We start from the raw sequence: 25852 nt of genomic DNA, 5'->3' as shown, positions 1-25852 counted from the left end.
TACCCAGCGAGCCCCGCCGCGCCACCCCACCGGCCTGACCGACTCCTGACAAACGCTTTCCAGAGCGTTGACATTGAGACGATTCAACCATATGGTCACATCACTTTTCACCCGTAACGCATCCGTCACAAGGCAGGGACTCTCGTGAAACACTGCCCCACCAGCTCGCCGCACCGCTCGGCCGGCGGCTGGCCATGAGCTCGTCCGGTTGGTCGATCCGGCTGTACTACGCGGCCGACGAGCTGCTGTGGGCGATCAAACTGAACGCCCTGTGGATCCTTTTCACCCTGCTGGGCGGGGTCGCTCTCGGTATCGGCCCGGCCACGCTGACAGCATATGACCTGGCCAGACGCAGGTCTTTCGGTGAATCGTTTCACGCTCTGCCTGCCTTCCGGGCCGGCTTCCGCCGGGAATTCGCCCGCGGTTCGCTGCTGGTACTGCCGCTGCTGGCAGTAGCGGTGGCCCTGGTCGGCAACTACCTGTACTTCGCTTCGCTGGGAGCGAAGGCGTCGATCCCCCGGCTGGCCTGTTTCGTGGCCCTCGCCCTGCTGGCCGTGATCGCCGCCTACCTGCTGCCGATGGCCGTGCACTACGACCTCCGGCCGCGCGAACTGTTGCCCAAGGCATCGCTGGTCGCGATCGCGCGACCCGCCTCGTCTGTCGTCCTGCTCTTCGTTTTCGTCACGATCGCCTACCTGTCCAGCACTTTCCCGGTCATCGGGCTGGTGCTGGCGGGTGGCGGCTGGATCCAGCTGAACACGTGGCTCTGCCTGCGCTTCTTCGAAGAGAACGAGGCGCGCCTGCACCTGAAAGGGAACTCATGACCATCTTCTCCCGCCGGCGTCTCGCCGTCGCCGTCGCGTTGTCGACGGCACTGCTCGCCACTGCCTGTTCGGGCAGCGATGAACAGCCGGCCTCGAGCAACGAACTGACGGTGATGGCGCCGCTGTTCGGTACCGCACCGGATCCGAACGGCGAGATGCAGCAGGCCGTCGAGAAGGTGGTCGGCAAGAAGCTCAAGATCACCTGGGTGCCGAACGCGGAGTACGGCGACAAGACCAACGTCACGCTGGCCTCGGACAAGATCCCCGACGTGATGGTGGTCAACGAGAAGAGCCCGGCGTTCATCAAGGCCGCCGAGGCGGGCGCCTTCTGGGACCTGACCGGCAAGCTGGACAAGTACCCGAACCTCAAGCCGGCCAACGAGCAGACCGCCAAGAACACCCAGGTCAACGGCAAGACCTACGGCATCTACCGGGTCCGGCCGCTGCTCCGCTCCGGCATCGTGATCCGCAAGGACTGGCTGGCCAAGCTGGGACTCCAGGAGCCGAAGACGGTCGAGGACCTGTACGCCGTCGCCAAGGCGTTCACCGAGCGGGACCCGGACGGCAACGGCAAGAAGGACACCTACGGCCTGATCATCCCGAAGTGGCCTGGTTTCTACGCCAGCGCGAGCCCGTACGACGTGATCGAGACCTGGTTCGGCGCACCCAACGGCTGGGGCGAGCGCGGCGGCAAGCTGGTCCCGGGCTTCGACACCCCGGAGTTCCTCACCGCCAACCGCTGGCTGCGCAAGTGGGTCACCGAGGGCCTGGTCAACCCTGACTTCGCCACCTTGGACACCGCCAACTGGAACGACCCGTTCGTCCAGGGCAAGGGCGGCATGATCATCGACGTCAACGTCCGGGCGACCCAGTTGCTCGACATGTTCAAGGAGAAGACGCCGAAGGACATCGACAAGGTCACCCTGGTCGGGAACCTGGCCCGCGGCGACGGCAAGAAGTTCTCCTACCCGTTCACCGGTTACAACATGGTGATCGCGATCTCCAAGCAGAACGTCCGCTCCGACGAGCAGCTGGACCAGACCCTGCAGTCGCTGGACAAGCTGGCCTCCAAGGAGGGCTCGGTCCTCGTCACCAACGGCATCGAGGGCCGCAACTTCAAGGTCGAGGGCAAGTACGCCGTACCGATCGCGCAGGACGACCCGAAGGTGAAGGCGATCCAGAACGACGTGGACAAGGCCTTCATCCAGCTCGGGACCCGGGCCAGCGTCGGCATGGGCGCCTACCCGCTGCGGCCGAACGACGCGCCGAGCCGGGCGATGCGGGAGAAGTTCGACGTACTGATGAACGAGGACCTGAAGACCGCGGTGTTCAACCCGGTGCTCGGCGTCATCGCGCCGACCACCATCGCCAAGGGCCAGACCCTGCAGAACATCATTCCCGACGCCCGGATCAAGTACCTGTCCGGCGCGTTCACCGAGGACCAGCTGAAGGCTGAGATCAAGCGCTGGTACGACAGCGGCGGCACCCAGATCGCCCAGGAGACCAACGACCTGGCCGCCAAGGTCGGCGGCTGATCCGCTCCGGTCCACGCAGGGGCCCGGGCACGTCCCGGGCCCCTTCTAGCGAAGGGAGGGCGCCATGGCCACCGAGCTGGCGCCGAACCAGGTGGTGCCCCCCGCCTTGCCGATGACGGGACCGGCCCGGAAGAGGCACAAGCGGGGACGCCGGCAGCGGCCGCTGTGGCGGGACCTGCTGCGCTACCGCTGGCTGTACGTCCTGCTGCTGCCGGGCCTGGCCTACTTCATCATCTTCAAGTACCTGCCGATGTACGGCCTGACCATCGCGTTCAAGGACTACGTGCCCTTCCTCGGGTACTCCGGCAGCCAGTGGGTCGGGCTCGAGCACTTCGAGGCGCTGTTCACCGGACCGGACTTCGGCCGGCTGATGATCAACACGCTGATCCTGGCGCTGCTCACCATCGTCTTCGTGTTCCCGGCCCCGATCGTGGTCGCGCTGATGCTGAACGAGCTGCGGATCCGGGTGATGAAGCGGTCGATCCAGTCGCTGATCTACATCCCGCACTTCCTGTCCTGGACGATCGTCGCGTCGCTGACCTATCTGCTGTTCTCGGTGGACTTCGGCGTGATCGCCGGCTGGCTGCACGACATCGTCGGCGGGCAGCGGGTCGACTACGTCGCCCAGGCCGACTGGTTCCGTCCGCTGATCGTGCTGCAGTTGCTGTGGAAGCAGACCGGCTGGGGCACGATCATCTACCTGGCCGCGCTGGCCAGTGTCGACACCCAGTTGTACGAGGCGGCCCGGGTCGACGGCGCCGGCCGGTGGCGGCAGTTCTGGCACATCACCCTGCCGTCGATCCAGCCGACCATCGTCGTGATGGCCATCCTCACCTCCGGCAACCTGATGGACTCCGGCTTCGAGCAGATCTGGCTGATGACCACCTCGCTCAACCGCGACGTGGCCGACGTCTTCGACACCTTCGTCTACTACGTCGGCATCACCCAGGGCTCGTTCAGCTACGCCACCGCGGTCGGCCTGTTCAAGGGCCTGATCGGTGTCGTGCTGATCTTCGGCTCCAACCTGCTGGCCAAGCGCCTCGGCCAGCGCGGACTGTTCTGAAAGGAGTTGGGACCCATGGCAAGAAGTCGTTCCGTCCGGTACTTCGACTCCCCCGGCAGCCGTGCCTTCGACATCGTCAACATGCTGCTGCTGACCGGCCTGGCCATCGTCACGGTGCTGCCGATGCTCTACGTGCTGGCCGGGTCGTTCGCGACCGAGTCCGAGATCAGCTCCCGGCCGTTCTTCCTGTGGCCGGAGAAGTTCGTCACCGACACCTATCGCTACATCTTCTCCACCGACACCTTCGTCCGGGCGCTGCTGACGACGATCGTGGTGACGGCCGTCGGCACGGCCGTCCAGCTGTTCCTCACCCTGACGATGGCGTACCCGCTGGCCAAGCGGCATCTGCCGGGTCGTGCCCTGGTGCTCAACCTGGTGCTTTTCACGCTGGTGTTCAGCGGCGGGATGATCCCGACGTACCTGGTGGTGCGTGACCTGGGGCTGCTGAACAGTTACTGGGCCCTGATCCTGCCGCTGGCGATCAACCCGTTCTACCTGATCGTCGTGAAGAGCTTCTTCCAGGAGCTTCCCGAGGCCCTGGAGGAGGCCGCCCGAATCGACGGCTGCAACGAGCTGAACGTGTTCCTGCGGATCGTGCTGCCGTTGTCGAAACCGATCATCGCGACCTTCTCGCTGTTCTACGCGGTGGCGATCTGGAACGACTACATGTCGCCGTTGCTCTACATCGACGACAGCAAGAAGTGGACGCTGCAGATGATCGTTCGCCAGCTCACCGCGGCGAACGCCGACTCCGCCAACGTCCTGCAGCAGCTGGAGACGGTCTCGTTCCCCGAGCAGGGCCTGAAGTTCGCGGTGGTGGTGGTCGCGACGCTGCCGATCCTGTTCTTCTACCCCTTCCTGCAGAAGCACTTCGCCAAGGGCGTGATGATCGGCTCGGTGAAGGAATGACGGCCCTGCACTGGCTGGAAACCCCTGGCAGGCAAGGCGTGACGTGGGGTGTCCCCTGGCCGCGGGGTGCCGTAGCCGGGGACAGCCCGTTCGCGCTCGCCGACGGTACGCCGGTGCAGAGCTGGACCACGGCGACCTGGCCGGACGGCTCGGTCAAGTGGTCCGCCCACGCGATCGGACCGGCCGACGAGCCGGCCTCGTCGTACGACCTCGTGCCGGGGCAGGCGCCCGACGTACCGGCCGAGCCGGTGGTCGTCACGCAGGCCGCCGGCCGGGTCGAGGTGCGGACCGGCGAGGTCAGCTGGGTGCTCACCCGGCAGCAGTTGATCGAGTCGGTCAAGTACGGCGACCGGGAGGTGACCCGGAACGTCCGGCTGGTCAGCCTTCGGCAGGACGCGCCCGAGGAGGACGGCAGCCGTACCCGGCAGGCGACGACCGCGACAGTCGGGCGGATCGTGGTCGAGCAGGACGGGCCGGTGCGCGCCGTGGTCAGGGTTGAGGGCAAGCACGGCGACTGGTTGCCGTTCAGCGTCCGCCTGTACTTCTACGCCGGCGCGACCGACGTACGGATCGTGCACAGTTTCGTGTGGGACGGTGATCCCGACCGCGACTTCCTGGCGGGCCTGGGGCTCAGCGCGGACGTGGTCATGCGCGACGAACCGCACGACCGGCATGTCCGGTTGGCCGGACCGTCCGGGTTCCTGACCGAGGCCGTCCGAGGCCTGACCGGCCTGCGCCGCGACCCGAGCGAGCCGGTACGCCGGGCGCAGGTGGCCGGCCGTCCCGTCGGCGAGATCCCGAATCCGGAGGTCTCGGAGCGGCTGCACCTGATCCCGCAATGGAACGACTACACGCTCGACCAGAGCAGCGCCGACGGATTCACCCTCCGCAAACGGACCGGACCCGGCCAGGCCTGGGTGACCATCCCGGCCGGGACCAGGGCACCTGGCTACGGCTATGTCGGTGGAGCCGGCGGCGGCCTGGGGTTCGGCCTCCGCGACTTCTGGAAGCTGCATCCCACCCGCCTCGACATCCGCGCGGCAGCAAGCGAGCTGGCCACCGCCACCGTGTGGATGTGGTCGCCCAGCGCACCCGCGATGGACCTGCGTTTCTGGCACGACGGGATGGACCAGGACAGCTACGCCGAACAGCTCGAAGGTCTCGAGATCACCTACGAGGACTACGAACCAGGCTTCGGCAACGCCCACGGCATCGCCCGGACCCATGAACTGACGCTGCGCGTCCACGACAAGACACCATCTGCCGAGGAGCTGGCCGAGCACGTCGATCTCCTCAACTCCCCACGGCTGCTCACGGTTTCGCCGGCCCGGATGCTCGAGGCTGGAGTCTTCGGCAGCTGGGCACTCCCCGACTCCGACCACCAGGACATCGAGGGCCGGCTGAACTTCCTCTTCCAGTACTACGTGGGCCAGCGCGAGCAACGCCGCTGGTACGGGTTCTGGGACTACGGCGACGTCATGCACTCCTACGACCCCGACCGCCACACCTGGCGGTACGACGTCGGCGGCTATGCCTGGGACAACTCCGAACTCTCGCCAGATCTCTGGCTCTGGTACCAGTACCTCCGGACCGGCCGGGCCGACGTCTTCCGGTTCGCCGAGGCGATGACCCGGCATACCGGCGAGGTCGACGTGCATCACCTCGGGCCCTGGAAGGGCTTGGGCTCGCGGCACAACGTCCAGCACTGGGGATGCAGCTGCAAGCAACTGCGGATCTCTAGCGCGATCTACCGCCGCTTCCACTACTACCTGACGGCCGACGAGCGCACTGGCGACCTGCTGAACGAACTGACCACCGCTGAGGAGACCTTCCTGGCGCTGGATCCTCTGCGCAAGGTCCGCACAGACGTCTACTCCCCCGACCCGCACGCGTTGTCCGTCGGCCTGGGAGTCGACTGGGGCGCCTTGGCTGCCGCCTGGCTCACCCGCTGGGAGCGGTACGGCGACGAGCAGGCACGGGCACGCCTGATGGGGACGATGGCCGACATCGCTGCCTTGCCGTATGGCTTCCTCACTGGACAGGCACTGTTCGACCTGTCGACCGGACGGTTCGACTCCAGCCGCTCCGGCGTCTCGGTCTCCCACCTGTCAGCCGTCTTCGGCCTACCCGAGATCTGTTCCGAGCTGATCGACCTGGACCTCGACGTACCGGGATTTGAGAAGGCATGGCTGGACTACTGCCGGCTCTACCTCGCTCCTGCCGACGAGCAGGCGGCAGAGGTCGGGCAGGCGCTCCAGGGCATCTCGCTGGTCCAGGCCCACAGCAGGCTTGCCGCGTACGCCGCCGCGCGGACCGGCGATGTCGGACTGGCCCGGCTGGCCTGGCGGAAGTTCTTCCTCGACGAGGGCGACCAGCTCAACCGCAACGCCCTGCAACGCGAACCCGTCTGGCGCACCACCCCGATCCTCGACGCGCTGATGCCCGTCGACGAAGCGGCCTTCGTGAGCACCAACGACGCGGCGCAGTACGGCCTGTCCGCGATCCAGAATCTCGCCCTGATCCCCGAACACCGAACCAGCAAAGGTGAAACGGCATGGAGATCTCCCGACGCCAAGTCCTAGCCGGACTGGCCGCCGCCCCGGTGGCGTCACTGCTCGATACCCGTACCGCGGCCGCCCGGCCGGCCGCAGTCCCCGAAGTGAAGCTGAACTGGCTGGAAGGCAAGCCGAACACAGCGGCCGTGACGACCTGGGGAACGCCCTGGCCCAAAGGCGCGGTGAGCCCGGATCAGACGTTCGCGCTCACGGCCGCGGACGGCAGCGCAGTACCGGTGCAGAGCTGGCCGACGGCGTACTGGCCCGACGGTTCGCTCAAGTGGAGTGCGCACGCGATCGCCGTGGAGGCACCGGCTCACTCGTACACGCTGAAGGCCGGCTCTGGCGCCGCTCCCGCGACGGCCGTCACGGTCAAGGACGAGAAGCAGTACGTCGACATCGACACCGGTGTGATCAAGGCCCGGATCCGCAAGTCCGGCACCGACCTGATCAGCCAGGTCTGGCGCGGTGGCGTCGAGATCGCCCGCAAGGGACGGCTGGTCAACCTCAAGCAGGACAAGATCGCCGAGGACGAGGAAGCCACCATCGCCCGGGTCCGGTTCGAGAGTGCGATCAGCTCGGTGAAGGTCGAGCAGTCCGGGCCGGTCCGGGCCGTGATCCGGATCGACGGGAAGCACACCAACGCCAAGGGCAAGTCCTGGCTGCCGTTCACCGTGCGGCTGTACTTCTACGCCGGCGCGGAGAACTTCCGGATGGTGCACACGTTCGTCTACGACCGCGACGGGCAGCACGACTACATCGCCGGGCTGGGAGTCCGCTTCCGCGTGCCGCTGCGCGACGCGACGTACGACCGGCACGTCCGGTTCGTCGGCGCCGAGCACGGGATGCTCGCCGAGGCGGTCAAAGGCATCACCGGGTTGCGGCGCGATCCGGGCGCCGCAGTACGGGCCGCGCAGGTGGCTGGCACGAAGCTGCCTGATCCGGCGACCTGGGACCAGCGGGTGACCACTCGGCTGCAGTACATCCCGGAGTGGGGTGACTACTCGCTCAGCCAGTTGTCGGCGGACGGCTTCACGGTGAAGAAGCGGACCAAGAAGGGCCACGGCTGGATCCCGGTCGACCAGGGCGAGCGTGCTTCGGGACTCGGGTACGTCGGCGGTGTGAGCGGCGGTCTCGCGTTCGGCCTGCGCGACTTCTGGCAGCGGCACCCGACCCAGCTCGACATCCGTGGCGCGCACACCGAAGAGGCCGAGGTCACCGTGTGGCTCTGGTCGCCGGAGGCGGAGCCGATGGACATGCGCTTCTACCACGACGGCATGGGCCAGGACACGTATCCGAAGCAGATCGAAGGCCTCAACATCACCTATGAGGACTACGAACCGGGCTTCGGTACGCCGTACGGGATCGCCCGGACGAGTGAGCTGACCTTCTGGGCGCTGGGGGCGACCCCGACGGCGGAGCGGCTCGGCGCGATGGCCGACCAGGTGCGCACTCCGGCGCAGCTGATCAACCCGGTCGAGCACCTGATCACCACGAAGGTGTTCGGCGGGCTGGTCTCGCCGGTGGACCGGTCGCACCCGGCCAAGAAGGCGATCGAGGACCACCTGGACTTCCTCTTCGACTTCTACCGCGGACAGGTGGAGCAGCGGCACTGGTACGGGTTCTGGGACTACGGCGACATCATGCACACGTTCGACGAGGACCGGCTGGTCTGGCGGTACGACGTCGGCGGCTATGCCTGGGACAACTCCGAGCTGTCGCCGGATCTCTGGCTCTGGTACGCGTTCCTGCGCTCGGGGCGCGCGGACATCTTCCGCTTCGCCGAGGCGATGACGCGGCACACCGGCGAGGTCGACGTCTACCACCTCGGCCAGTGGGCGGGGCTCGGCACCAGGCACGGCGTACAGCACTGGGCGGACAGCGCCAAGCAGCAGCGCATCAGTACGGCGATCTACCGGCGATTCTACTACTACCTCACCGCCGACGAGCGGACCGGTGACCTGCTGTCCGAGCTGGTCGATTCCGACCGGACCTTCCTGGTGCTGGACCCGCTGCGGAAGATCCGCACCGAGCCGTACACGCCGGACCCGCACGCGCTGGCGATCGGGCTCGGGACCGACTGGAGCGGTCTGGCCGCGGCCTGGCTCACCGAGTGGGAGCGAAACGGGCCCAAGGCAACGATCGCGAAGACCAAGTTGCTCGCCACGATGGAGACGATCGGTGCGATGCCGAACGGTTTTGTCACCGGCGGCGGGCTCTACGACCTGGACACCGGCCGGTTCGCGCCGGTCACCGCGAAGACGGTCAGCGTCTCCCACCTGTCCGCGATGTTCGGCCAGGTGGAGATCTGCGCCGAGCTGATCGACCTGGTCGACGTACCGGCCTTCGAGCAGGCGTGGTTGCAGTACTGCCGGCTCTACAACGCCAGCCGGGCCGAGCAGACGGCGGAATGCGGCGCGCACTTCGGCAACCTCATCCTTCGCCAGGGTCACTCCCGGCTCACCGCCTACGCGGCGACCCGGCTGAACAGCAACGATCTGGCGGCCCGGGCGTGGAAGGAGTTCTACACCGGCGACGGCTACGCCCCGAACCTCCCCTGGTCCTCGAAGCAGGTCACCTCGACGCTCAACCCGAGCGAGGCGGCGACCTGGGTCTCGACCAACACCACCGCGCTGTACGGCTTGGCCGCGATCCAGACCCTCGCGCTGGTCGGCGACCAGATTGTGAACCCGTGAGGTCCCGCATCGTGGCCGGCGCCCTGGTCATCTGCGCTGGCCTGGCTCTGTCCCCCGCCCCTGCCGCTGCTGGTGGGCTCGGCCCCGCCCCGAAACCGGATCCCGCGCTGCTCGCGCAGTGCACCGGGACCGCGCCGATCACGTGCACGTTCGACGTACCGCCCGGGCACTACGACGTGACGGTTCAGCTCGGCGATCGTCGGGTGGCGGCACAGACCGAGGTCTTTGCCGAGGCGCGTCGGCTGATGGTCAGCTCCATCGACACCGCGGCCGGCGAACTGGTACGGCGTACCTTCACCGTCAACGTACGGAACCCTGAAGCGCAGCAGAACGGCTTCAGCGGACCGGGTACGCCGGGACTCACGCTGACCTTCGCCGGATCGGCACCCAAGGTCAGCGGGATCGGCCTGGCACCCGCCGGTTGCGAGACCCAGCGGCTCTTCCTGGCCGGCGACTCCACCGTCACCGATCAGGACGCCGTGCCGTACACCGGCTGGGGTCAGCGGCTGCCGATCTCGTTCCGGCGTGGGCTCTCGGTCGTCAACCACTCCGGCTCAGGCGAAAGCTCGGTCTCGTTCCTGGCCAAGCCGGAGATGTGGGCAGCCCTGCAGCCGCAACTCCGGCCGGGAGACGTTGCCCTGGTCCAGTTCGGCCACAACGACAAGCAGAGTACGGCGGAGGTGTTCCGCGCCAACCTGACCCAAATCGTCCAGGGCATCCGTGCGACCGGAGCTCAGCCCGTGCTGGTCACTCCCGTGGTCCGGCGCTGGTTCACGGGCAGCAAGCTCAACTCGACCGGCCTGATCGTCAACGGCCTCGGCGTAGACCTACCGGCCGAAATGCGCGCGGTGGCCGCAGCCGAGTCCGTCCCGCTGATCGACCTCACCGCCCGAAGCCAGGCAGTGGTCGAGACCCTCGGCCCCGAGCAGGCCAAAGCCCTCTACCTGACCCGCGAGAAGCGAGACGACACCCACACCTCGGAGCACGGAGCAACCATCTACGCCGACTTGGTCGCCACCGCCCTGAAGGACCTCAGCCTCATCCCCGACCGGTACTGGGCTGCCGGCTGACGCAGAACCGGCGTACCGGAGTGATCCGGTACGCCGGTGAGGTGGTGGTGGCCGGAATCAGCCGACCTCGGCCATGACCTCGTCGGAGACGTCGAAGTTGGCGTAGACGTTCTGCACGTCGTCGCTGTCCTCGAGGGCGTCGATCAGGCGGAAGATCTTGTTCGCGCCCTCGGCGTCCAGCTCGACGGTCATCGACGGGACGAAGGAGGCGTCGGCCGACTCGTAGTCGATGCCGGCGTCCTGCAGCGCGGTCCGGACCTTGACCAGGTCGCTGGCCTCGCTGATCACCTCGAAGGACTCGCCGAGGTCGTTCACCTCGTCGGCGCCGGCCTCGAGCACGGCCTCCATCACGTCGTCCTCGGAGTAGGACTTGCCGTCCTGCTCCTTGTTCACCACGATGACGCCCTTGCGGTTGAACAGGTACGCGACGCTGCCCGGGTCGGCCAGCGAGCCGCCGTTGCGGGTCATCGCGGTCCGGACGTCGGCCGCGGCGCGGTTGCGGTTGTCGGTCAGGCACTCGATCAGCATCGCCACACCGTTCGGGCCGTAGCCCTCGTAGGTGATCGACTGCCAGTCGGCGCCACCGGCCTCGGCACCGGAGCCGCGCTTGACCGCGCGGTCGATGTTGTCGTTCGGGACCGACGACTTCTTCGCCTTCTGGACCGCGTCGTACAGGGTCGGGTTGCCCGCGAGGTCACCACCGCCCGTGCGGGCGGCCACCTCGATGTTCTTGATCAGCTTCGCGAAGAGCTTGGCGCGCCTCGAGTCGATGACCGCTTTCTTGTGCTTGGTGGTGGCCCATTTGGAGTGGCCTGACATCGCGAACCCAACCCTTCTACCGCCGAACTGACTTAGAGGCCGCGCACCAGATCGGCGAAGTAGCCGTGCAGCCTGGCGTCCCCGGTCATCTCCGGATGGAACGACGTGGCCAGCAGCCGATCATGGCGAACCGCGACGATCCTACCCGTGGCGGGGCCCGACCTCACTGTCGACAGTACCTCCACGTCCCGGCCGACCCGTTCCACCCACGGTGCCCGGATGAACACGGCATGGTACGGCGCGTCGAACGCGGCGAAGCCGAGATCGGCCTCGAACGAGTCGACCTGCCGCCCGAACGCGTTGCGCCGGACCGTCACGTCCAGCCCGCCGAGCGTCTCCTGGCCCTCGATCCCGCCGGTGATCTCGTTCGCCAGCATGATCATCCCGGCGCAGGTCCCGAAGGTCGGCATGCCGTCCGCGATCCGCTTCTGCAGCGGCTCGAACAGCTCGAACGACCGGGCCAGCTTGTCCATCGTGGTCGACTCACCGCCGGGCAGCACCAGCCCGTCCACCGCGGCCAGCTCCGCCGGCCGCCGCACCGGCCGCCCTTCGACCCCAACCGCGGCCAGCATCGCCAGATGCTCCCGCACGTTGCCCTGCAACGCGAAGACCCCGATCACAGGCTCACTCATCGCCCACTCCTCCCCATCCATCCAACCAAGTCGGTCCGCCGCCACCGGTGAACTCGAACGACGGCCCCAGCACCCGGACGCCTTCGGACCCCCGGGGACCGACCCGGAGTTCCTGCAGCAGAAAGGTGCGCTCACCGATCGCGGCCGCCTGGTAAGCCTCGGCTGCCGTCGCGTAGGCCTCGCCGTGCACCCAGTTGCCGAGCAGGAAGCGGCTGGAGACCACGAAGGATCCCACCACCAGGTCCGCCGGCTCCGGAGCTGTACTCCGGAGTTCCTGCTCCGGCCCTGCCGGTGGGCGCACTGTCCACAGCAGGTCGATCAACCCGAGCGTGCGCCGGGCGAAGGACTCTGCTTCGGCATAGTCGTCGAACTCTCGCGGGCCTTCGTACTTGTCCGGTGTGGCGATCCAGCGCACCTTGACCACCTCCGAGCCGACCTCGACCAGGTGCTCGTTCACCATGTGGGCCGGCGTTGCCAGTTGATGGTTACTTCGATGCGGCCCTCGTCGAAGGTGGCTGGTAGGTCGCGTTCGTGCAGCAGGGCCAGTACGTCGTCCAGCAGGGGCTCCCCCGGCGCGACGTTGGCCGTGTCGGGGTGCCAGAGCTTGAGCTCGAGCATGCCGAAGTCAACCGCGTGCCAGACGTCGGTGTCGGTGAAGAACACCAGCCCCTTCGGATCCTGAGCAGCCTCCAGTGCCTCCCGTGCGGCGTGGTGATCCGACGTGTAGCGAACAACCACGACGCCCAGCGACTCCAGCTCAGCCAGTACTGCGTCCAGCCGGTCCGGATCGGTCTCTTCGGGCCAGCCAGCCGCATCCGCCGCCAGCGCGCCCACCGCTTCGTCCACCAGCTCCGGCACGAGCACTGCCGGGTCGGCCGAAGGGGCATCCTCCTGCACGGCCTCCGTCAACGCAGCCGTCGCGGCCGCGCGGTCGGCGTACCCGGAACGGACCAGGACCCGAGCGAGACCGCGCAACTCGCGCGCGGTCCGCTCACCGATCACCTGCTCTGTCACCAAGACTTACCAGCCGCGCTCGGCGAGCCGGTGCGGCTGCGGGATCTCGTCGACGTTGATGCCGACCATCGCCTCGCCCAGGCCGCGGGAGACCTTGGCGAGGACGTCCGGGTCGTCGTAGAAGGTGGTGGCCTTGACGATGGCCTCGGCGCGCTGGGCCGGGTTGCCGGACTTGAAGATGCCGGAGCCGACGAACACGCCCTCGGCGCCGAGCTGCATCATCATCGCCGCGTCGGCCGGGGTGGCGATGCCACCGGCGGTGAAGAGCACGACCGGGAGCTTGCCGGCCGCCGCGACCTCCTTGACCAGCTCGTACGGCGCCTGCAGCTCCTTGGCCGCGACGTACAGCTCGTCCTCGGGCAGGTTCTGCAGCTTGCGCAGCTCCTGGCGGATCTGGCGCATGTGGGTGGTCGCGTTGGACACGTCACCGGTACCGGCCTCGCCCTTGGAGCGGATCATCGCCGCGCCCTCGGTGATCCGGCGCAGCGCCTCGCCCAGGTTGGTCGCGCCACAGACGAACGGAACGGTGAAGTTCCACTTGTCGATGTGGTTGGCGTAGTCGGCCGGGGTGAGCACCTCGGACTCGTCGATGTAGTCCACGCCCAGGCTCTGCAGGATCTGCGCCTCGACGAAGTGACCGATCCGGGCCTTGGCCATCACCGGGATCGACACGGTGTTGATGATGGACTCGATCATGTCCGGGTCGCTCATCCGGGAGACGCCGCCCTGGGCGCGGATGTCGGCCGGGACCCGCTCGAGCGCCATCACGGCGACGGCACCGGCGTCCTCGGCGATCTTGCCCTGCTCGGCGGTGACGACGTCCATGATCACGCCGCCCTTGAGCATCTCGGCCATCCCGCGCTTGACCTTCGCGGTACCGGTCTGCGGGCTGTTCTGGTTCTCGGTCACTGAGTCCTCCTGGTCGCGGTCTGGCACCCGTCCAGCGTAGGACGAGTGGACTGACTAGCTTCAGTCCACTCCGGATCAACTGGACTGACTCAGCGCAGCGCCCAACCGGGCCACGACCAGCCGCAGCGTGGCCGGCGGAGCAGTGAACGGGATCCGGATGTGCCGCCGGTCGGTCCCGTCCGGCGTGAACAGATCCCCCGCCCCCAGCAGCAACCCCTGCTCTCGCGCGGCCTCCAGCACCCGCCGCGCCCGTACTTCGGTGAACTCCAGCCACAACGTCATCCCACCGGTCGGGGTGGCCCACGCCACCCCGTCGAGTGGCTTCAGCCCGGTCTCCAGCGCGGCCAGGTTGGTCCTGAGCCGCGTCTTGCGCCGGGAGATCACCCGGTCGAGCCGGCCGAGGATCGCCTGCGCCAGCAAGTCGTCCAGCGCGCTCGGCGACGTCACGCTGAGCTGTGCCGACGTGTTGATCCGCCGCCGCAACTGCCGGCCGGTCCGCACCCAGCCGACCCGCAGCCCGCCCCACACGGTCTTGCTGAGCGACCCGACGCTGACAGTGCGCGGGTAGCGGCTCAGCGGGTCCGCCTGTTCGCCACTGGCCAACCAAAGCGGCCGCATGGTCTCGTCGCTGATCAGTGCGGCGTCGTACCGCCGGGCGATCTCCACCACGGCCGTACGCCGGTCCGCTGGCAGGCTGAGCCCGGTCGGGTTGTGGTTGTCCGCCTGGAGGTAGATCACCTTGGGCTTATGCCGCCGACACAGGTGTGCGAGCTGATCCGTGTCCCAGACGCCGGCGGGCCAGCCGACGACGTCCAGCCGGTGCCGACGCAGCAGGTCGAAGGCTGCCGGGTACGTCGGCGACTCGGTGATCGCTACTCCGGGTCCCAGGTCCAACCCGGCCAGTGCCGCGTTCAGGCCAGCCGCCGCGCCTACTGTCAGCGTCAACTGGCCCGGCTCGGTCGGAACCCCTTCCAGCGTGAGGCGCTCCGCGAGCGCAGTACGGAGGTCTAGTGAGCCGCCTGAGGGCGGGCCGTCGCCACCCATCGCCTGCGGGAGCCCTTCGGCGACTATCTGCGCCGCAACCTCGGCTACGTCATGTGGAGCGGCAGTAGTGGCGAAGCGCAGGTCCAGCAGCGGCTGGTCTCCCGCGGAGACTGTCGAAGCAGGAGCAATAGGGTCCAGCAGCCGGTCGAGCGGCCTGACGTGAGTGCCCGACCCACGCTTCGTCTCCAGTACGCCGTCCGCCCGCAACTGATCCAGCGCCCGTACTACGGTCACGCGGCTGAGCCCGAGTCGCTCCGACAGCACGCGTTCCGACGGGAGCCGCGAACCGATCGATAGCTCACCGCGTTCGATCCTGCGCAGGACCAACGCCTCGACCTGCTCGGTCTTGGTCCCGTCCGCCGGATCCAGATCACTCCCCCGCCACATAAGTCCAGTCTCCCACGATTGGCCTCACGACCCGGAATTGTCGGTGTGAGGTGTGAAGATCAGCGCATGGACGAGCGGTGGGCGATCGCGCCGGCGGAGGGAGGCGGCGCGCTCCTTGCTGCCCTCCATCCCGACGGCCAACCCGCCGGCCCGGTACTGCGCGAGCCGGACCTGGCCGCCGCTGTCGGGTCGCGGCCGCAGGTGACTCGGTGGGTCTGGCGGTCGACACCGGAGATCTACCCGCGGTTGCTGGCGTCCGGCGTACGGGTCGAGCGGTGTTACGACATCGAGTGCGCAGAGGTGCTGCTGCTCGGGCACGAGGGGCGACTTGGCGAGCCTCGGTCGGCGGCGGCGGCCTGGGCGCGGCTGAGCGGCAAGCCCGTGCCACCCGATCCGCCGCTGAGGGCCGCGACGCCGGGTGAGCAGTCCTCGTTGTTCGAGATCCAGGAGGAGCCGATCGCCTTCGAGGCGCTGCTCCGGGTCTATGCCGACCAGCTTCGCCGGCACCAACTGGCGGAGCATCCAGACCGGATGCGCCTGCTGACCGCCTCCGAGTCCTCCGGGATGCTTGTGGCCGCCGAGATGGACCGCGCCGGACTGCCTTGGAGCGCGGAGAGGCACCGGGCGCTGCTGACCGAGCTGCTCGGCGAGCGGTTCGCGGGTGGCGGCGAGCCGCGGCGGCTGACCGAGCTGGCCGAGCAGATCTCGGAGGCGTTCGGGCGACGGGTCCGGCCGGAGCTGCCGGCCGACGTACTGAAGGCCTTCAAGCAGGCGGGTTTCCAGGTCACCTCGACGCGGAAGTGGGAGCTCGAGCGGATCGATCATCCGGCGGTGGCGCCACTACTGGAGTACAAGACGCTCTACCGGATCTACACGGCCAACGGCTGGTCGTGGCTGAGCGACTGGATCCACGACGGGCGGTTCCGGCCAGGCTTTATCCCGGGCGGCACGGTGTCCGGCCGATGGGTGACCAACGGTGGTGGCGGTCTGCAGATCCCGAAGGTGATCCGCCGCGCGGTGATCGCCGATCCCGGATGGCGGCTGGTGGTTGCCGATGCGTCCCAACTCGAGCCGCGGGTGCTGGCTGCGATCTCGCGCGATCCGGGGTTGATGGAAGTCGCCGGAGATGCGGGCGACCTGTACAAAGCCGTTTCGGACAAGGCATTCTCGGGCGATCGCGCGACCGCGAAACTCGCCGTACTGGGTGCTGTCTACGGGCAGACCTCCGGTGATGGGCTGAAGAACCTGGCCGCGTTGCGCAAGAGATTTCCGAAGGCTGTCGCGTACGTCGACGACGCGGCGCGGGCCGGTGAGGAAGGGCGGCTGGTCCGCACCTGGCTCGGCCGGACCTGCCCGCCGTCCGGGTCGCCGATCGACGACGCGCTGCTGGAAGGGCCGTCCGAGGAGCGGCAGACCGACTCGAAGCATGCTCGGGCCCGCGGGCGCTTCACCAGGAACTTCGTCGTCCAGGGCAGCGCGGCCGACTGGGCACTGCTGATGATGGCCGCTCTTCGGCAGTCGATCACTGATCTCAAGGCTGAGCTGGTCTTCTTCCAGCACGACGAGGTGATCGTGCACTGCCCGGCCGAGGAGGCCGAGGAGGTCGCGACGGCAATCCAGGCGGCCGGCGACCTGGCCGGCCGGATCACCTTCGGCGAGACGCCGACCCGGTTCCCGTTCACCACCGCGATCGTGGAGTGCTACGCCGACGCCAAGTGACCAGTGGATGCAGGTGCGGCGGGGCGGGGTCGTCAGCCCTGCCGCACCTGCGCTCGGGGGTTAGGTCGTACTGCAGCTGCTGTTGTCGAGAGTGAAGGTGGTAGGAGCGGTACTCGCGCCCGTGCCGTTGAAACCGATCTCGACCGTGGCTCCGGCAGCAAGGGCACTGTTGTGGGACAAGGCGGCCGCAGTGACGGCTGAGCCGGTCTGGGTCCAGGTGGCATTCCAGCCGTTCGACACGGTTTGACCCGACGGGAAGGTGAAGCCGAGCGTCCAGCCGGTCAGCGCCGTCGTACCGGTGTTGGTGATCTGGACAGTTGCGGTGAACCCGCCGCTCCAGCCATTCGCCCGGTACTTGACCGAGCACGCGCCTGTCGATTGGCCGGCGGCCGTCGTAGCGGTGACGGCGGCAGAGGCCGCTGAGACATTTCCTGCCAGATCGCGCGCCCGCACGGTGAACGAGTACGTCGTGGACGGAGTCAGCCCGGTCGCGGTGTAGCTCGTGGTGGTCGAGGTGCCGACGAGCGTCGTACCGCGGTAGATGTCGTAGCCGGCGACGCCGGTGCTGTCGGTCGACGCCGTCCAGGTGAGCGGGATCGACGTGGCGGTGACGGCCCCGGCGCGCAGCGCCGTCGGCGTACTGGGTGCGGTCGTGTCGACCGGGCCACTAGTTGCCTCCGACAACGAGATGCCGGTGGTACTGCCCGCTCCGCCGAGCCGCACCTGGTGGTCGAGGCTGACGAACTTGGTGCCGTGCGTCCACAACGCCGGCTTGAGCAGCGCGTACTTCGCCTCGTCCCAGGTCGCCCAGTCGTGGTTGAGCAGGCCGCCGGTGTCGCCGGAGTTCGGGTTCAGCACCCAGAAGGTCTGGTGCAGGCGGTGCTCCTTGATCAGGTCGCGCAGCGCGGTCATCCACTTCTCGTTCCGGCCACCGTCCAGGAAGCCACCCCATTCGCCGATCAGCAGCGGGGCGATGTTCTGCTTGTGGATGTAGAGCCAGTTCGGGTCCCAGACGTCCCGCTCGAGGGTCGTCCGGTTCCAGTCACCGGTGAACCAGGGCTGTTCGAAGACGAGCGGCCCGTAGTCGTGCGGCGAGTAGACCAGCTGGTCCTGGTGCTGGCCGAGGTTGATCGGGCGCTGGGCGACACCGCGGAGCTGGCCGCCCCACCAGGTGCTGTACCAGTCGTCCTTGTTCTTCGAGGTCCAGGAGACACCGTCCTTGGGATAGACCTCGGTGCCCTCGACGAAGATCAGCCAGTTCGGGTTGATGGCGAGAATCCGCTGCGCCGCGGTCTCGGCGAAGTGCTTGAAGTTGGTCAGGTCGGTCGAGTTGTCCCACTTGGCGAAGGCGGTCTCGGACCACTGACCGTGCGGCTCGTTCTTCAGGTCGGCGCCGATGATCGTGTCGTTGGTCTTGTACCGGGTGGTGACCCACGACCAGGCCTGGTAGACGTGCTCGGTGGTGATGGATCCCTTGTACCAGAGGGGGTAGACGTGCCCGGCGTTGTCGGCCTCGGCGCTGTGCAGGTCGAGGAAGACCTTCAGCCCGTACTGCTCGCAGAGTGCGAGGAAACGGTCGAACACCTGCAGGTTGTTCATCCCGGACAGGTCGGGATTGACGAACACGTTGACGTTCGGCGTGATCGTCTGGCCGGCGGACCATTCGAGCAGCAGCTGCGCCGAGACGGGGATCCGGACCACGTTGATCCCGCGGTCGGCCATCGACTTGGTGATCTGCTGCAGGTTGCCCGACCACAGACCGTGGAAGACCCGTTCGCTGGTGTTGAAGCCGAACCAGTTGGTGCCGGTCAGCCAGACCTCCTGGCCGGCCTCGTCGACGATCTTGTTGCCCTGCACATGCAACCAGTCCTGGGCCGGCGCCGCCGCGGCAGCTGCCGGCTGGGCTGAGGACAAGGACGGATGAAATGCGAGTGCACCGGTGAACAGTGCTGCGGCCGCGACGATCGACAGCACCGTGCGGCCGATCGTCGAACGTGGTCGGAAGATCACGAGAACCTCCTGGTACTTGGGGCGGGGGCCGGCCGTGGTTCCTCCCTGAGGGGCAGGGGCGGAACCACGACCGGCGTCTCAGGCCGCGTCAGGTACAGCGGCGGCGGGTGGTGACGGGGGAAGGTCAGCCGATCGTGCAGGTCTTGCCGCTGACCGAGAACGCGGTCGGGTTGGTGTTGGTACCGGTGTGGGTGCCGTTGAACCCGATGTCCACGGTCGCTCCCGGTGCGATCGTCGCGTTCCAGGTGCCAGGCTGACCGGTTCCGGTCACCGTGCTGCCGGACTGGCTCCACACCGCGTTCCAGCCCTGCTGGACCGTTTGCCCGTTGGCGAAGTCGAAGGTGAGCCGCCAGTCGGCCAAGGGAGTCGTCCCCGTGTTGGTCACCTTGATCGACGCCGTGAAGCCGGTGTTCCAGCTGTTCGCGGAGTAGCTCACCTTGCAGCCGCCCGGCGACTGGGTGCCGCTGGTCGTCACCGCCAAGGCCGCGGAACTCGCGGATACGTTGCCCGCCGCGTCTTTGGCCCGCACGGTGAACGAGTACGCCGTACTGGCCGTGAGCCCGGTGGCCGTGAAGCTCGCAGTACTGGAGGTTCCGGCGAGCGTCGTACCGCGGTAGATGTCGTAGCCGCTCACTCCGACGTTGTCCGTCGAGGGTGTCCAGGTCAACGCGACCGAGGTGTTGGTGACCGAGCCGGCCTGCAGACCGGTCGGTACCGACGGCGCGACCGTGTCGGTGGGCGGGTTGCCGCCACCGATCACCGGGTAGGCGTTGCGGACCAGTTCGACGAACTGCGACTCGAACCAGCGGCCCGCGAGCGGAGCGTCAGGTGAGGCACCGGTGAGCTGGTTGCCCAGTTTCGGCGACACGAAGGTCGGGTCGCACATCCGGTCGAACCGCTTGCCCTCGTCGTTCGGGATGTCGGTGGACGCGCCGTCGGACTCACCCGGCGGCTTGATCCAGACGAACGCGTCGAGGTGCGACGCCGCCGGGGCGGGCGGAGTCGCGCGCGGACGCTCGCCGATGCCGGCACCGAGCGGGTTGCACCAGGCACCGCGGTGGTTGCGGCGATCGACCTTCGACTGGTTGACGTAGGTGTTGAGATCCGTACTGGTCGAGGTCGCGGTCGGCCGCGCGGCCCCGCCCCAGCCGTTGCGCGAAGTGTCGATCAGCATGCCGGTGCCGGCCGGGAAGCCCTCGGCGACGAGCAGGCTGTGCAGGTGTGCCGTCCAGTCGAGCTCGTCGAAGTCGAAGTTCCACTCGTAGTACGAGGCCGAACGGATCGGCGCGCCGCCCACCGTCAGCGACGAGTTGGGCAGGTACGGCTCCTCCAGCGGCGTGGTGTTGGCCGTGTTGGTGACGAAGCCGTCGACCGAGGCCAGGCCGGCCTGGGTGGTCCGGGCCACGTCGGCGAACAGCTTGGCCGCCGGTACGGCGTTGTTGTCCCAGCCGAGCCAGCCGGAGTGGGCCGCGTCGATGTAGTTGTAGACGTTCGGGATCGCGTGCAGCTTGTCCAGCGCGTACTTCACGCCCTCGCGGTAGAACGGCGCGGCCGTCTGGCACTCCGGCTGCGAGATGTTCGTGACCAGGTTCGGCAGCGAGTCCGGCTCGATCGTCGCCGCGATCCGCAGACCCTGGTACTTCGGGTCGGCGAGGATGGCCGCGATCGGGTCGATGTACTCGGTCTTGTAGCGGGCCAGCCCGGCCGCGGTGGCCGGCAGTTCGCCGTTCGAGGCGAGCGCGTAGCAGTCCCGGCCGGGCAGGTCGTAGATCACCAGGTTCACGACCAGCGGCGTACCGGACTGCTTCTGGGTCAGGGCGTTGTCGAGATGGAACCGCAGGCCTTTGCCGTCGGCGTTCCCGGTGATGGCGCTGATCCGGTCCATCCAGACGGCGGTCGGGTTGGTCTTCACCACCCGCATCTTCGCGGCCAGGGCCGGATCGGACACCCGGGTGGCGGCACCCTCGACGGCGGCCGCCCAGGTCGGATTGACGTACTGCGTCGCACCGGCGTACGGGTTGTCGACGTGCGGTTCGGCGGCGTTCGCCGTACCGCTCGCGCTCATCAGGGTCAGGGGAAGGGCGACTGCTAAGGCTGTGGTGGCGGCCAACAGCCGTTGGGGGATCTTGAGCACACGTGCCTCCAGGTGTGGTCGGCGTACCGGTTCCTCCAGGAGGTCCCGGCACGAGCCGCCGCGCACAATCCGCGGCGACTTCCGCGAACTTCACATGCGGGCCGCCGCGTCCGGGATGGGGTTAAACGTTTAGGACAACGGCGCGTTACCGTTTCGTGACCGTTGGCAGGCGTCAGCGGGAACGAGGCGCGGTGCTGCCGCGCACCGCGACGCCGCCGATCGGCTCCACCCACCGGTACTCCGGTTCGCCGTCGAGCACCGCCAGCACAGCCCGGCCGACCGCGGTTCCGAGCCGGCCGGACGGCAGTGGCAACGCGGTGATCGACGGAGTCGCGAGTCGGCACAGCGCCGAATCGCTGCCGGCAACGATCGACAGATCCCACGGCACCTGCAGCCCGAGCCGTCGCGCGACGTCGAGTGCGGCCACGGCCATCTGGTCGGAGTCGAGCACGATGACCGACGGCGGAGTGGGCCCGGTCAGCAGCCGCTTGGTGGTCGCGGCGGCCTCCTCGGCAGTCGCGTCGGTGGATTCATGGATCAGCGTGCCGCCCACCGCGTCGAGCACCCGGGTCAGCACGTCCAGCCGCAAGCGAGTGCGGTGCAGCCCGCCTGGAGCAGTCACGGCCGCGACGTCGCGATGGCCGAGCTCCACCAGATACGTCCCGACGCTGGAGTACGCCGCGTCCTCGTCGAGCCACACTGACGCCAGCCCTTGGCAGAACTCCGACGGAGCCAGTACGACGGCGGGCGCGCGCATCCGCCGCAAGGCGTCCACCCGGGGATCCTGGGTCAGGGCATCCGTCACGATCATCACGTCGAAGCGGCGCTCGGCCCACCACTTGCGGTACGTCGCGACCGCGGCCTCGGTGGAGTCCACGATCTTCACGAGCAGGGCGATGTCGCGCTCGGCCACCACGTCCTGCACGGCGGAGACGAAGTCGAGGAACGAGGTCGCGTGGGCCGCGGCACCGGCCTCCCGGGTGAGCACCAGACCCGCCGCCCGCGGACCGGTCCGCAACGAACGAGCCGCCGCGTTGGGCCGCCAGCCGAACTCGTCGGCGATCCGCAGCACCCGCTCCCGGGTCGCCGCCGATACTCCGGGCCGGCCGTTGAGCGCGTAAGAGACGACCGCGATCGACACCCCGGCCGCCCTCGCGACGTCGGTGATCGTGGGACGGCGCGCGGGCGGCCCAGGACTGTCAGCGGTTGGTGGTACCACAATTACCTAGTGTGTCGGCCGATGTGATCGAGCGCATCGGCTCGCGCTCTCTGATCGAGGGGTGTGCATGGGTGGGAGCCGGCGCGGTGGGGCGACCGCACGAAAGACGATCGGCGTGCTGTCGCCGGTGGTCGGTGGGTTCTACTTCGGTGCGCTGATCGCCGGCGTCTCGCGAGCGGCACGCCAGGCCGGGCACAGCGTGGTCGCAGTACAGACCTATCCGGCGGGGCTGGATCGTGAGCGGTATCCGGATGAGCCGCTGCTCCAGGTCCCGGTCGCGCTCGACGCCGTCGACGGCATCATCGTCATCGTCAAGGCGGTCCGGCACGACCGGCTCCCGAACCTGCAGGAGTGGGGCCGCCCGGTCGTGATGATCAGCGAGGACCAGACCAGGATCCCCACCCCTGTGGTGGTTCCGGACAACGCCGGCGGGGTGTACGCCGCGCTGCGGCACCTGCTCGATCACGGGCACACCCGGATCGGCTTCATCGGCAGCCCGTTGCAACGCGACATCCGCGAGCGGTACGACGCCTACCGGACCGGGCTGGCCGAGCACGGGATCAAGGCGGACCCTCGGTGGTTCTTCGAGACCACCGACAACCACGAGCAAGGCGGCTCCGAAGCTGCGGCACGGCTGCTGGCCGACGGCGTACCCACCACCGCGACGATCGCGGCGACGGACCGGAACGCGGTCGGCTTCATCCGCGCACTCCGGGCAGCCGGGCTCGTGCTGCCGCGGGATCAGGCGGTCATCGGGTTCGACCGGACCGAGACCGGCGCCCGGCTGGTACCGCGGTTGTCGACCGTCGATCCGCACAACGACCGGGTCGGCGGGCTCGCGCTCAAGTTGCTGCTGGCCCGGCTGCGTGGGGAGGAGGTGGCTCCCGGGGAGTACCGCGCGCCGTCGACGCTGGTCATCCGCGAGTCCTGCGGGTGTGGCGAATCGACCGCCCAGCCCGATGCTGACACCGACGATCCGCTGTTCGAGACCTACGGTTCGACACCGGCACGGTCGCGGCTGCGTCGGCTGTCCGACACGGGTTTCAGCGGCCGGTCCGCCGCGACCGGCGACTTCCGCCCGGGCGACCACGAGGCTCGCAGGAGTTGGCTGCATGCCGTCGTCGCTCCGATCACCGCGGCCGCCGAGCGCGGCTCCGTTCCCGCCGTGGTTTCCCTCGGCAGGCTCGCCGATCTGACCTCGGTACGACGTCCGTACCCGGAGGCGCTCGAACAGTTCGTCGCGGCGGTGCGCGATCTGGAAACCGAGCTGATGAGCACGCTGCCACCGGATTCCGACCGGCTGCCGATCCTGCGCCGGGTCACCACCGACGTCCTGCTCGCGTTGACCCAGGGCTGCACCAGGCCGCTGCTCGCCCGCAGTGGCTATCTGGAGCGAACGATCGCCGACCAGTACGAGGTCGACATGGATCTGCTGCGCGGCAAGGGTCCGAGCCCCCGCGCTCTCACTTGGCTTCCCCGCGCCGGGCGCGGCGCTGCCTGCCTCGGGTTGTGGAGCACCCGCTCCCCCGGCGATCGGGAGATCGAAATCGTCGGCGTCAACGACACGTCCGGGATGCTGTCGCGCCTGGTCGGCACGCGGACGCCGGCCAGCCAGTTCCCGCCGACGGCGCTGACCCGACCGGGAAGCATCGGCAGCAGCGATCTCACCTTGGTTCTTCCGGTGACGTTCGGCGGGAGCGACTGGGGCCTGCTCGCGATTGACGGCACCGTCGACACCCGGATGACGAGCGGCCGGGACAAGTACAACCACTGGGCCGCGCTGCTGGCGGTGGCGTTGGACCAAGAGCAACTGATGTCGTCACTGCGCGACCAGCGCCTGGCGCTGGAGGAGGCCGCGGCGCGAGAGCGTGCACTCGCGGACACCATCCGGGCCAGCGAAGAGCGGTACGCGCTCGCCTCGATGGCAGCCCAGGACGGCACTTGGGACTGGGACGTCTCGGCCGGCACGGTCTACTACTCGCCGCGGTGGAAGCAGACGCTGGGCTATGCCGAGGATGAGATCGGCTCGTCGCCCACCGAGTGGCTCGACCGCGTGCATCCGGAAGATCGGCGTGAACTGTCGGCAGCGATCGCAGCCCAACTGGGCGGCGCCCGTACGCCGCTGGAGCTCGAGCACCGGGTGCGCACCTCGTCCGGTGACTACCGCTGGATGCTGTGTCGCGCCGTGACCGTACTGGACGACGCCAGCTGTCCTGCCCGGCTCGTCGGCGCTCTGGTCGACATGACCGAGCGCAAGGAGCAGGAGCTCGCCCTGCGCCGCAACGCGTTGCGCGATCCCGAGACCGGCCTGGTCAACCGGATGCTCTTCCTCGACCGGCTCGGCGCCGCCATCGCCCGGACCCGGCGCTCGGAGGACTACGACTGCGCTGTCGTCCTGCTCCGCGTCATCCCCGCGCCTGACGAGAACACTTCAGATGAGCCTGTGCGTGACGACCCCGGCACGGCGGAGTCCGGAGTACGGCGGGAGGTTGTCCGGCGGCTGCGGAAGGTGCTGGCCGATGGGGATTCCGCGGCACGGTTGCGGCAGGACGAGTTCGCGATCCTGCTCGATGACGTGGGCCGTGGCGCAGTACGGACCGAGGAGCTGGTCGAGTCGCTGCAGTCCTGGTCCGGCATCGGTTTGGCCGTCGGTGTGGTGCCGAGCATCAAGCGTTTCCAGGACGCGGACGAGGTACTGCGCGGCGCCGACATCGCCCTGCTGCGAGCCCAGACCGAGCCCCGTCGCCGCTCCCCCGCGCGCTAGCCGATCAGCTGCCGTCTTCCAGTTCGATGGTGGTGGGCATCGGGGCATGACCGGCCAGGTGGAACCAGGTGACGATCCGGCGGCGGCGCAGGTCGCGGGCCGACCCGACGATGTCGTTGTGGAAACGCCTGGCCAGCTGGACCCGTCGCGTCGCAGTACCGAGTTCTGTTGCCCACGGCTCCACGTCTGTCACGGTCGCCCCGATCGCGCGGGTCAGGGCCGACTCGGCTCGCTCACGCTCGTCGCAGTCCGCAGTACGGGCTCGGTGGGCCGCGTCGAGCAGCAGGAGTGACGAAGCAGGGTCCAGTACGCCGCTGCCGGCAAGCTCGACCACTAGGGCGGCGCGGCGAGCCAGCTCGGTTTCGAGGGAGGCACGCGCGGTGGCGACGCGGTGATGGAGGCGGTCGAGACGTCCTGCGGTCCAGCTGCAGTACGCGCCGAGCAAGAGCAGCAGAGCTCCCACCAGAATCAACGCACCCGTGACCGTCACGGGGCCATTCGACCATCGATTACGGAGCGCTGACGGACCGGGCAGATTTGGTAGCCGGC

The 25852-nt window shown here is 68.4% G+C and carries 19 protein-coding genes; 9 read left to right on the top strand and 10 right to left on the bottom strand.

Annotation, left to right across the window (positions count from 1 at the left end; genetic code table 11):
* The first annotated feature begins 194 nt into the window (after positions 1 to 194).
* The 7 genes from AB0F51_RS16415 (at position 195) to AB0F51_RS16385 (ending at position 10652) form a co-directional block, all read left to right on the top strand.
* A complete protein-coding gene (locus tag AB0F51_RS16415) occupies positions 195 to 824 on the top strand; it encodes a DUF624 domain-containing protein (protein ID WP_360280345.1) in 630 nt (209 codons plus the stop codon).
* Positions 821 to 2359, top strand: a complete 1539-nt coding sequence (locus AB0F51_RS16410; RefSeq protein WP_360280342.1) for an extracellular solute-binding protein — start codon at positions 821 to 823, stop codon at positions 2357 to 2359. The genes AB0F51_RS16415 and AB0F51_RS16410 overlap by 4 nt, the downstream gene beginning before the upstream one ends.
* 64 nt (positions 2360 to 2423) lie before the next feature.
* A complete protein-coding gene (locus AB0F51_RS16405) occupies positions 2424 to 3422 on the top strand; it encodes an ABC transporter permease subunit (RefSeq protein ID WP_360280339.1) in 999 nt (332 codons plus the stop codon).
* 15 nt (positions 3423 to 3437) lie between these two features.
* Complete coding sequence (locus AB0F51_RS16400) at positions 3438 to 4331, top strand: carbohydrate ABC transporter permease (protein ID WP_360280337.1); 894 nt, start codon at positions 3438 to 3440, stop codon at positions 4329 to 4331.
* Positions 4328 to 6913 (top strand): Tat pathway signal sequence domain protein, encoded by a 2586-nt coding sequence (locus tag AB0F51_RS16395; protein ID WP_360280334.1) that lies wholly within the window; start codon positions 4328 to 4330, stop codon positions 6911 to 6913. Before AB0F51_RS16400 ends, AB0F51_RS16395 begins: the two co-directional genes overlap by 4 nt.
* A complete protein-coding gene (locus AB0F51_RS16390; protein WP_360280331.1) occupies positions 6886 to 9582 on the top strand; it encodes a Tat pathway signal sequence domain protein in 2697 nt (898 codons plus the stop codon). Before AB0F51_RS16395 ends, AB0F51_RS16390 begins: the two co-directional genes overlap by 28 nt.
* Positions 9579 to 10652, top strand: a complete 1074-nt coding sequence (locus AB0F51_RS16385) for a rhamnogalacturonan acetylesterase (protein WP_360280328.1) — start codon at positions 9579 to 9581, stop codon at positions 10650 to 10652. The genes AB0F51_RS16390 and AB0F51_RS16385 overlap by 4 nt, the downstream gene beginning before the upstream one ends.
* A 57-nt stretch (positions 10653 to 10709) precedes the next feature.
* Here the strand turns inward: AB0F51_RS16385 and AB0F51_RS16380 are convergent, their stop codons facing one another.
* The 6 genes from AB0F51_RS16380 to AB0F51_RS16355 all read right to left on the bottom strand — a co-directional run bounded on the left by AB0F51_RS16380 (position 10710) and on the right by AB0F51_RS16355 (position 15457).
* A complete protein-coding gene (locus tag AB0F51_RS16380; protein WP_360280324.1) occupies positions 10710 to 11471 on the bottom strand; it encodes a YebC/PmpR family DNA-binding transcriptional regulator in 762 nt (253 codons plus the stop codon).
* A gap of 32 nt (positions 11472 to 11503) precedes the next feature.
* Complete coding sequence (gene pdxT / locus AB0F51_RS16375) at positions 11504 to 12103, bottom strand: pyridoxal 5'-phosphate synthase glutaminase subunit PdxT (RefSeq protein ID WP_360280321.1); 600 nt, start codon at positions 12101 to 12103, stop codon at positions 11504 to 11506.
* The gene (locus tag AB0F51_RS16370) at positions 12096 to 12563 is read right to left on the bottom strand and encodes a hypothetical protein (RefSeq protein ID WP_360280318.1); all 468 of its coding nucleotides are present in this window, start codon (positions 12561 to 12563) and stop codon (positions 12096 to 12098) included. Before AB0F51_RS16370 ends, pdxT begins: the two co-directional genes overlap by 8 nt.
* A complete protein-coding gene (locus AB0F51_RS16365) occupies positions 12557 to 13117 on the bottom strand; it encodes a hypothetical protein (RefSeq protein ID WP_360280315.1) in 561 nt (186 codons plus the stop codon). Before AB0F51_RS16365 ends, AB0F51_RS16370 begins: the two co-directional genes overlap by 7 nt.
* A gap of 6 nt (positions 13118 to 13123) precedes the next feature.
* Positions 13124 to 14026 carry a pyridoxal 5'-phosphate synthase lyase subunit PdxS gene (gene pdxS / locus AB0F51_RS16360; protein ID WP_360280312.1) on the bottom strand — a complete coding sequence of 301 codons (903 nt, stop codon included), beginning with the start codon at positions 14024 to 14026 and terminating at the stop codon, positions 13124 to 13126.
* A gap of 75 nt (positions 14027 to 14101) precedes the next feature.
* Entirely contained in the window at positions 14102 to 15457 is a 1356-nt protein-coding gene (locus AB0F51_RS16355) for a PLP-dependent aminotransferase family protein (RefSeq protein WP_360280309.1), read from the bottom strand.
* A 66-nt stretch (positions 15458 to 15523) separates the two neighbouring features.
* On the opposite strand from AB0F51_RS16355, the gene AB0F51_RS16350 reads away from it, so the two are divergent.
* Positions 15524 to 17176, top strand: a complete 1653-nt coding sequence (locus AB0F51_RS16350) for a bifunctional 3'-5' exonuclease/DNA polymerase (protein WP_360280306.1) — start codon at positions 15524 to 15526, stop codon at positions 17174 to 17176.
* A gap of 60 nt (positions 17177 to 17236) precedes the next feature.
* Here the strand turns inward: AB0F51_RS16350 and AB0F51_RS16345 are convergent, their stop codons facing one another.
* The 3 genes from AB0F51_RS16345 to AB0F51_RS16335 form a co-directional block, all read right to left on the bottom strand.
* Positions 17237 to 19186, bottom strand: a complete 1950-nt coding sequence (locus AB0F51_RS16345; protein WP_360280304.1) for a cellulase family glycosylhydrolase — start codon at positions 19184 to 19186, stop codon at positions 17237 to 17239.
* A 124-nt stretch (positions 19187 to 19310) separates the two neighbouring features.
* Positions 19311 to 21320 carry a glycoside hydrolase family 6 protein gene (locus AB0F51_RS16340; protein WP_360280301.1) on the bottom strand — a complete coding sequence of 670 codons (2010 nt, stop codon included), beginning with the start codon at positions 21318 to 21320 and terminating at the stop codon, positions 19311 to 19313.
* A 172-nt stretch (positions 21321 to 21492) separates the two neighbouring features.
* A complete protein-coding gene (locus AB0F51_RS16335; RefSeq protein WP_360280298.1) occupies positions 21493 to 22539 on the bottom strand; it encodes a LacI family DNA-binding transcriptional regulator in 1047 nt (348 codons plus the stop codon).
* 67 nt (positions 22540 to 22606) lie between these two features.
* Here AB0F51_RS16335 and AB0F51_RS16330 point away from each other — a divergent pair, with 67 nt between their 5' ends.
* Entirely contained in the window at positions 22607 to 25303 is a 2697-nt protein-coding gene (locus tag AB0F51_RS16330; RefSeq protein WP_360280295.1) for a substrate-binding domain-containing protein, read from the top strand.
* Positions 25304 to 25307: 4 nt separating this feature from the next.
* On the opposite strand, the gene AB0F51_RS16325 is transcribed toward AB0F51_RS16330, so the two are convergent.
* Positions 25308 to 25793 (bottom strand): hypothetical protein, encoded by a 486-nt coding sequence (locus tag AB0F51_RS16325; RefSeq protein WP_360280292.1) that lies wholly within the window; start codon positions 25791 to 25793, stop codon positions 25308 to 25310.
* Between the last annotated feature and the right edge of the window lie 59 nt (positions 25794 to 25852).

Origin of the sequence: Kribbella sp. NPDC023855, assembly GCF_040639475.1 — a bacterium.
Lineage (GTDB): Bacteria > Actinomycetota > Actinomycetes > Propionibacteriales > Kribbellaceae > Kribbella.
The sequence above is the reverse complement of the archived record's forward strand: the minus strand, read 5'-3'. Positions and strand labels throughout refer to the sequence as shown.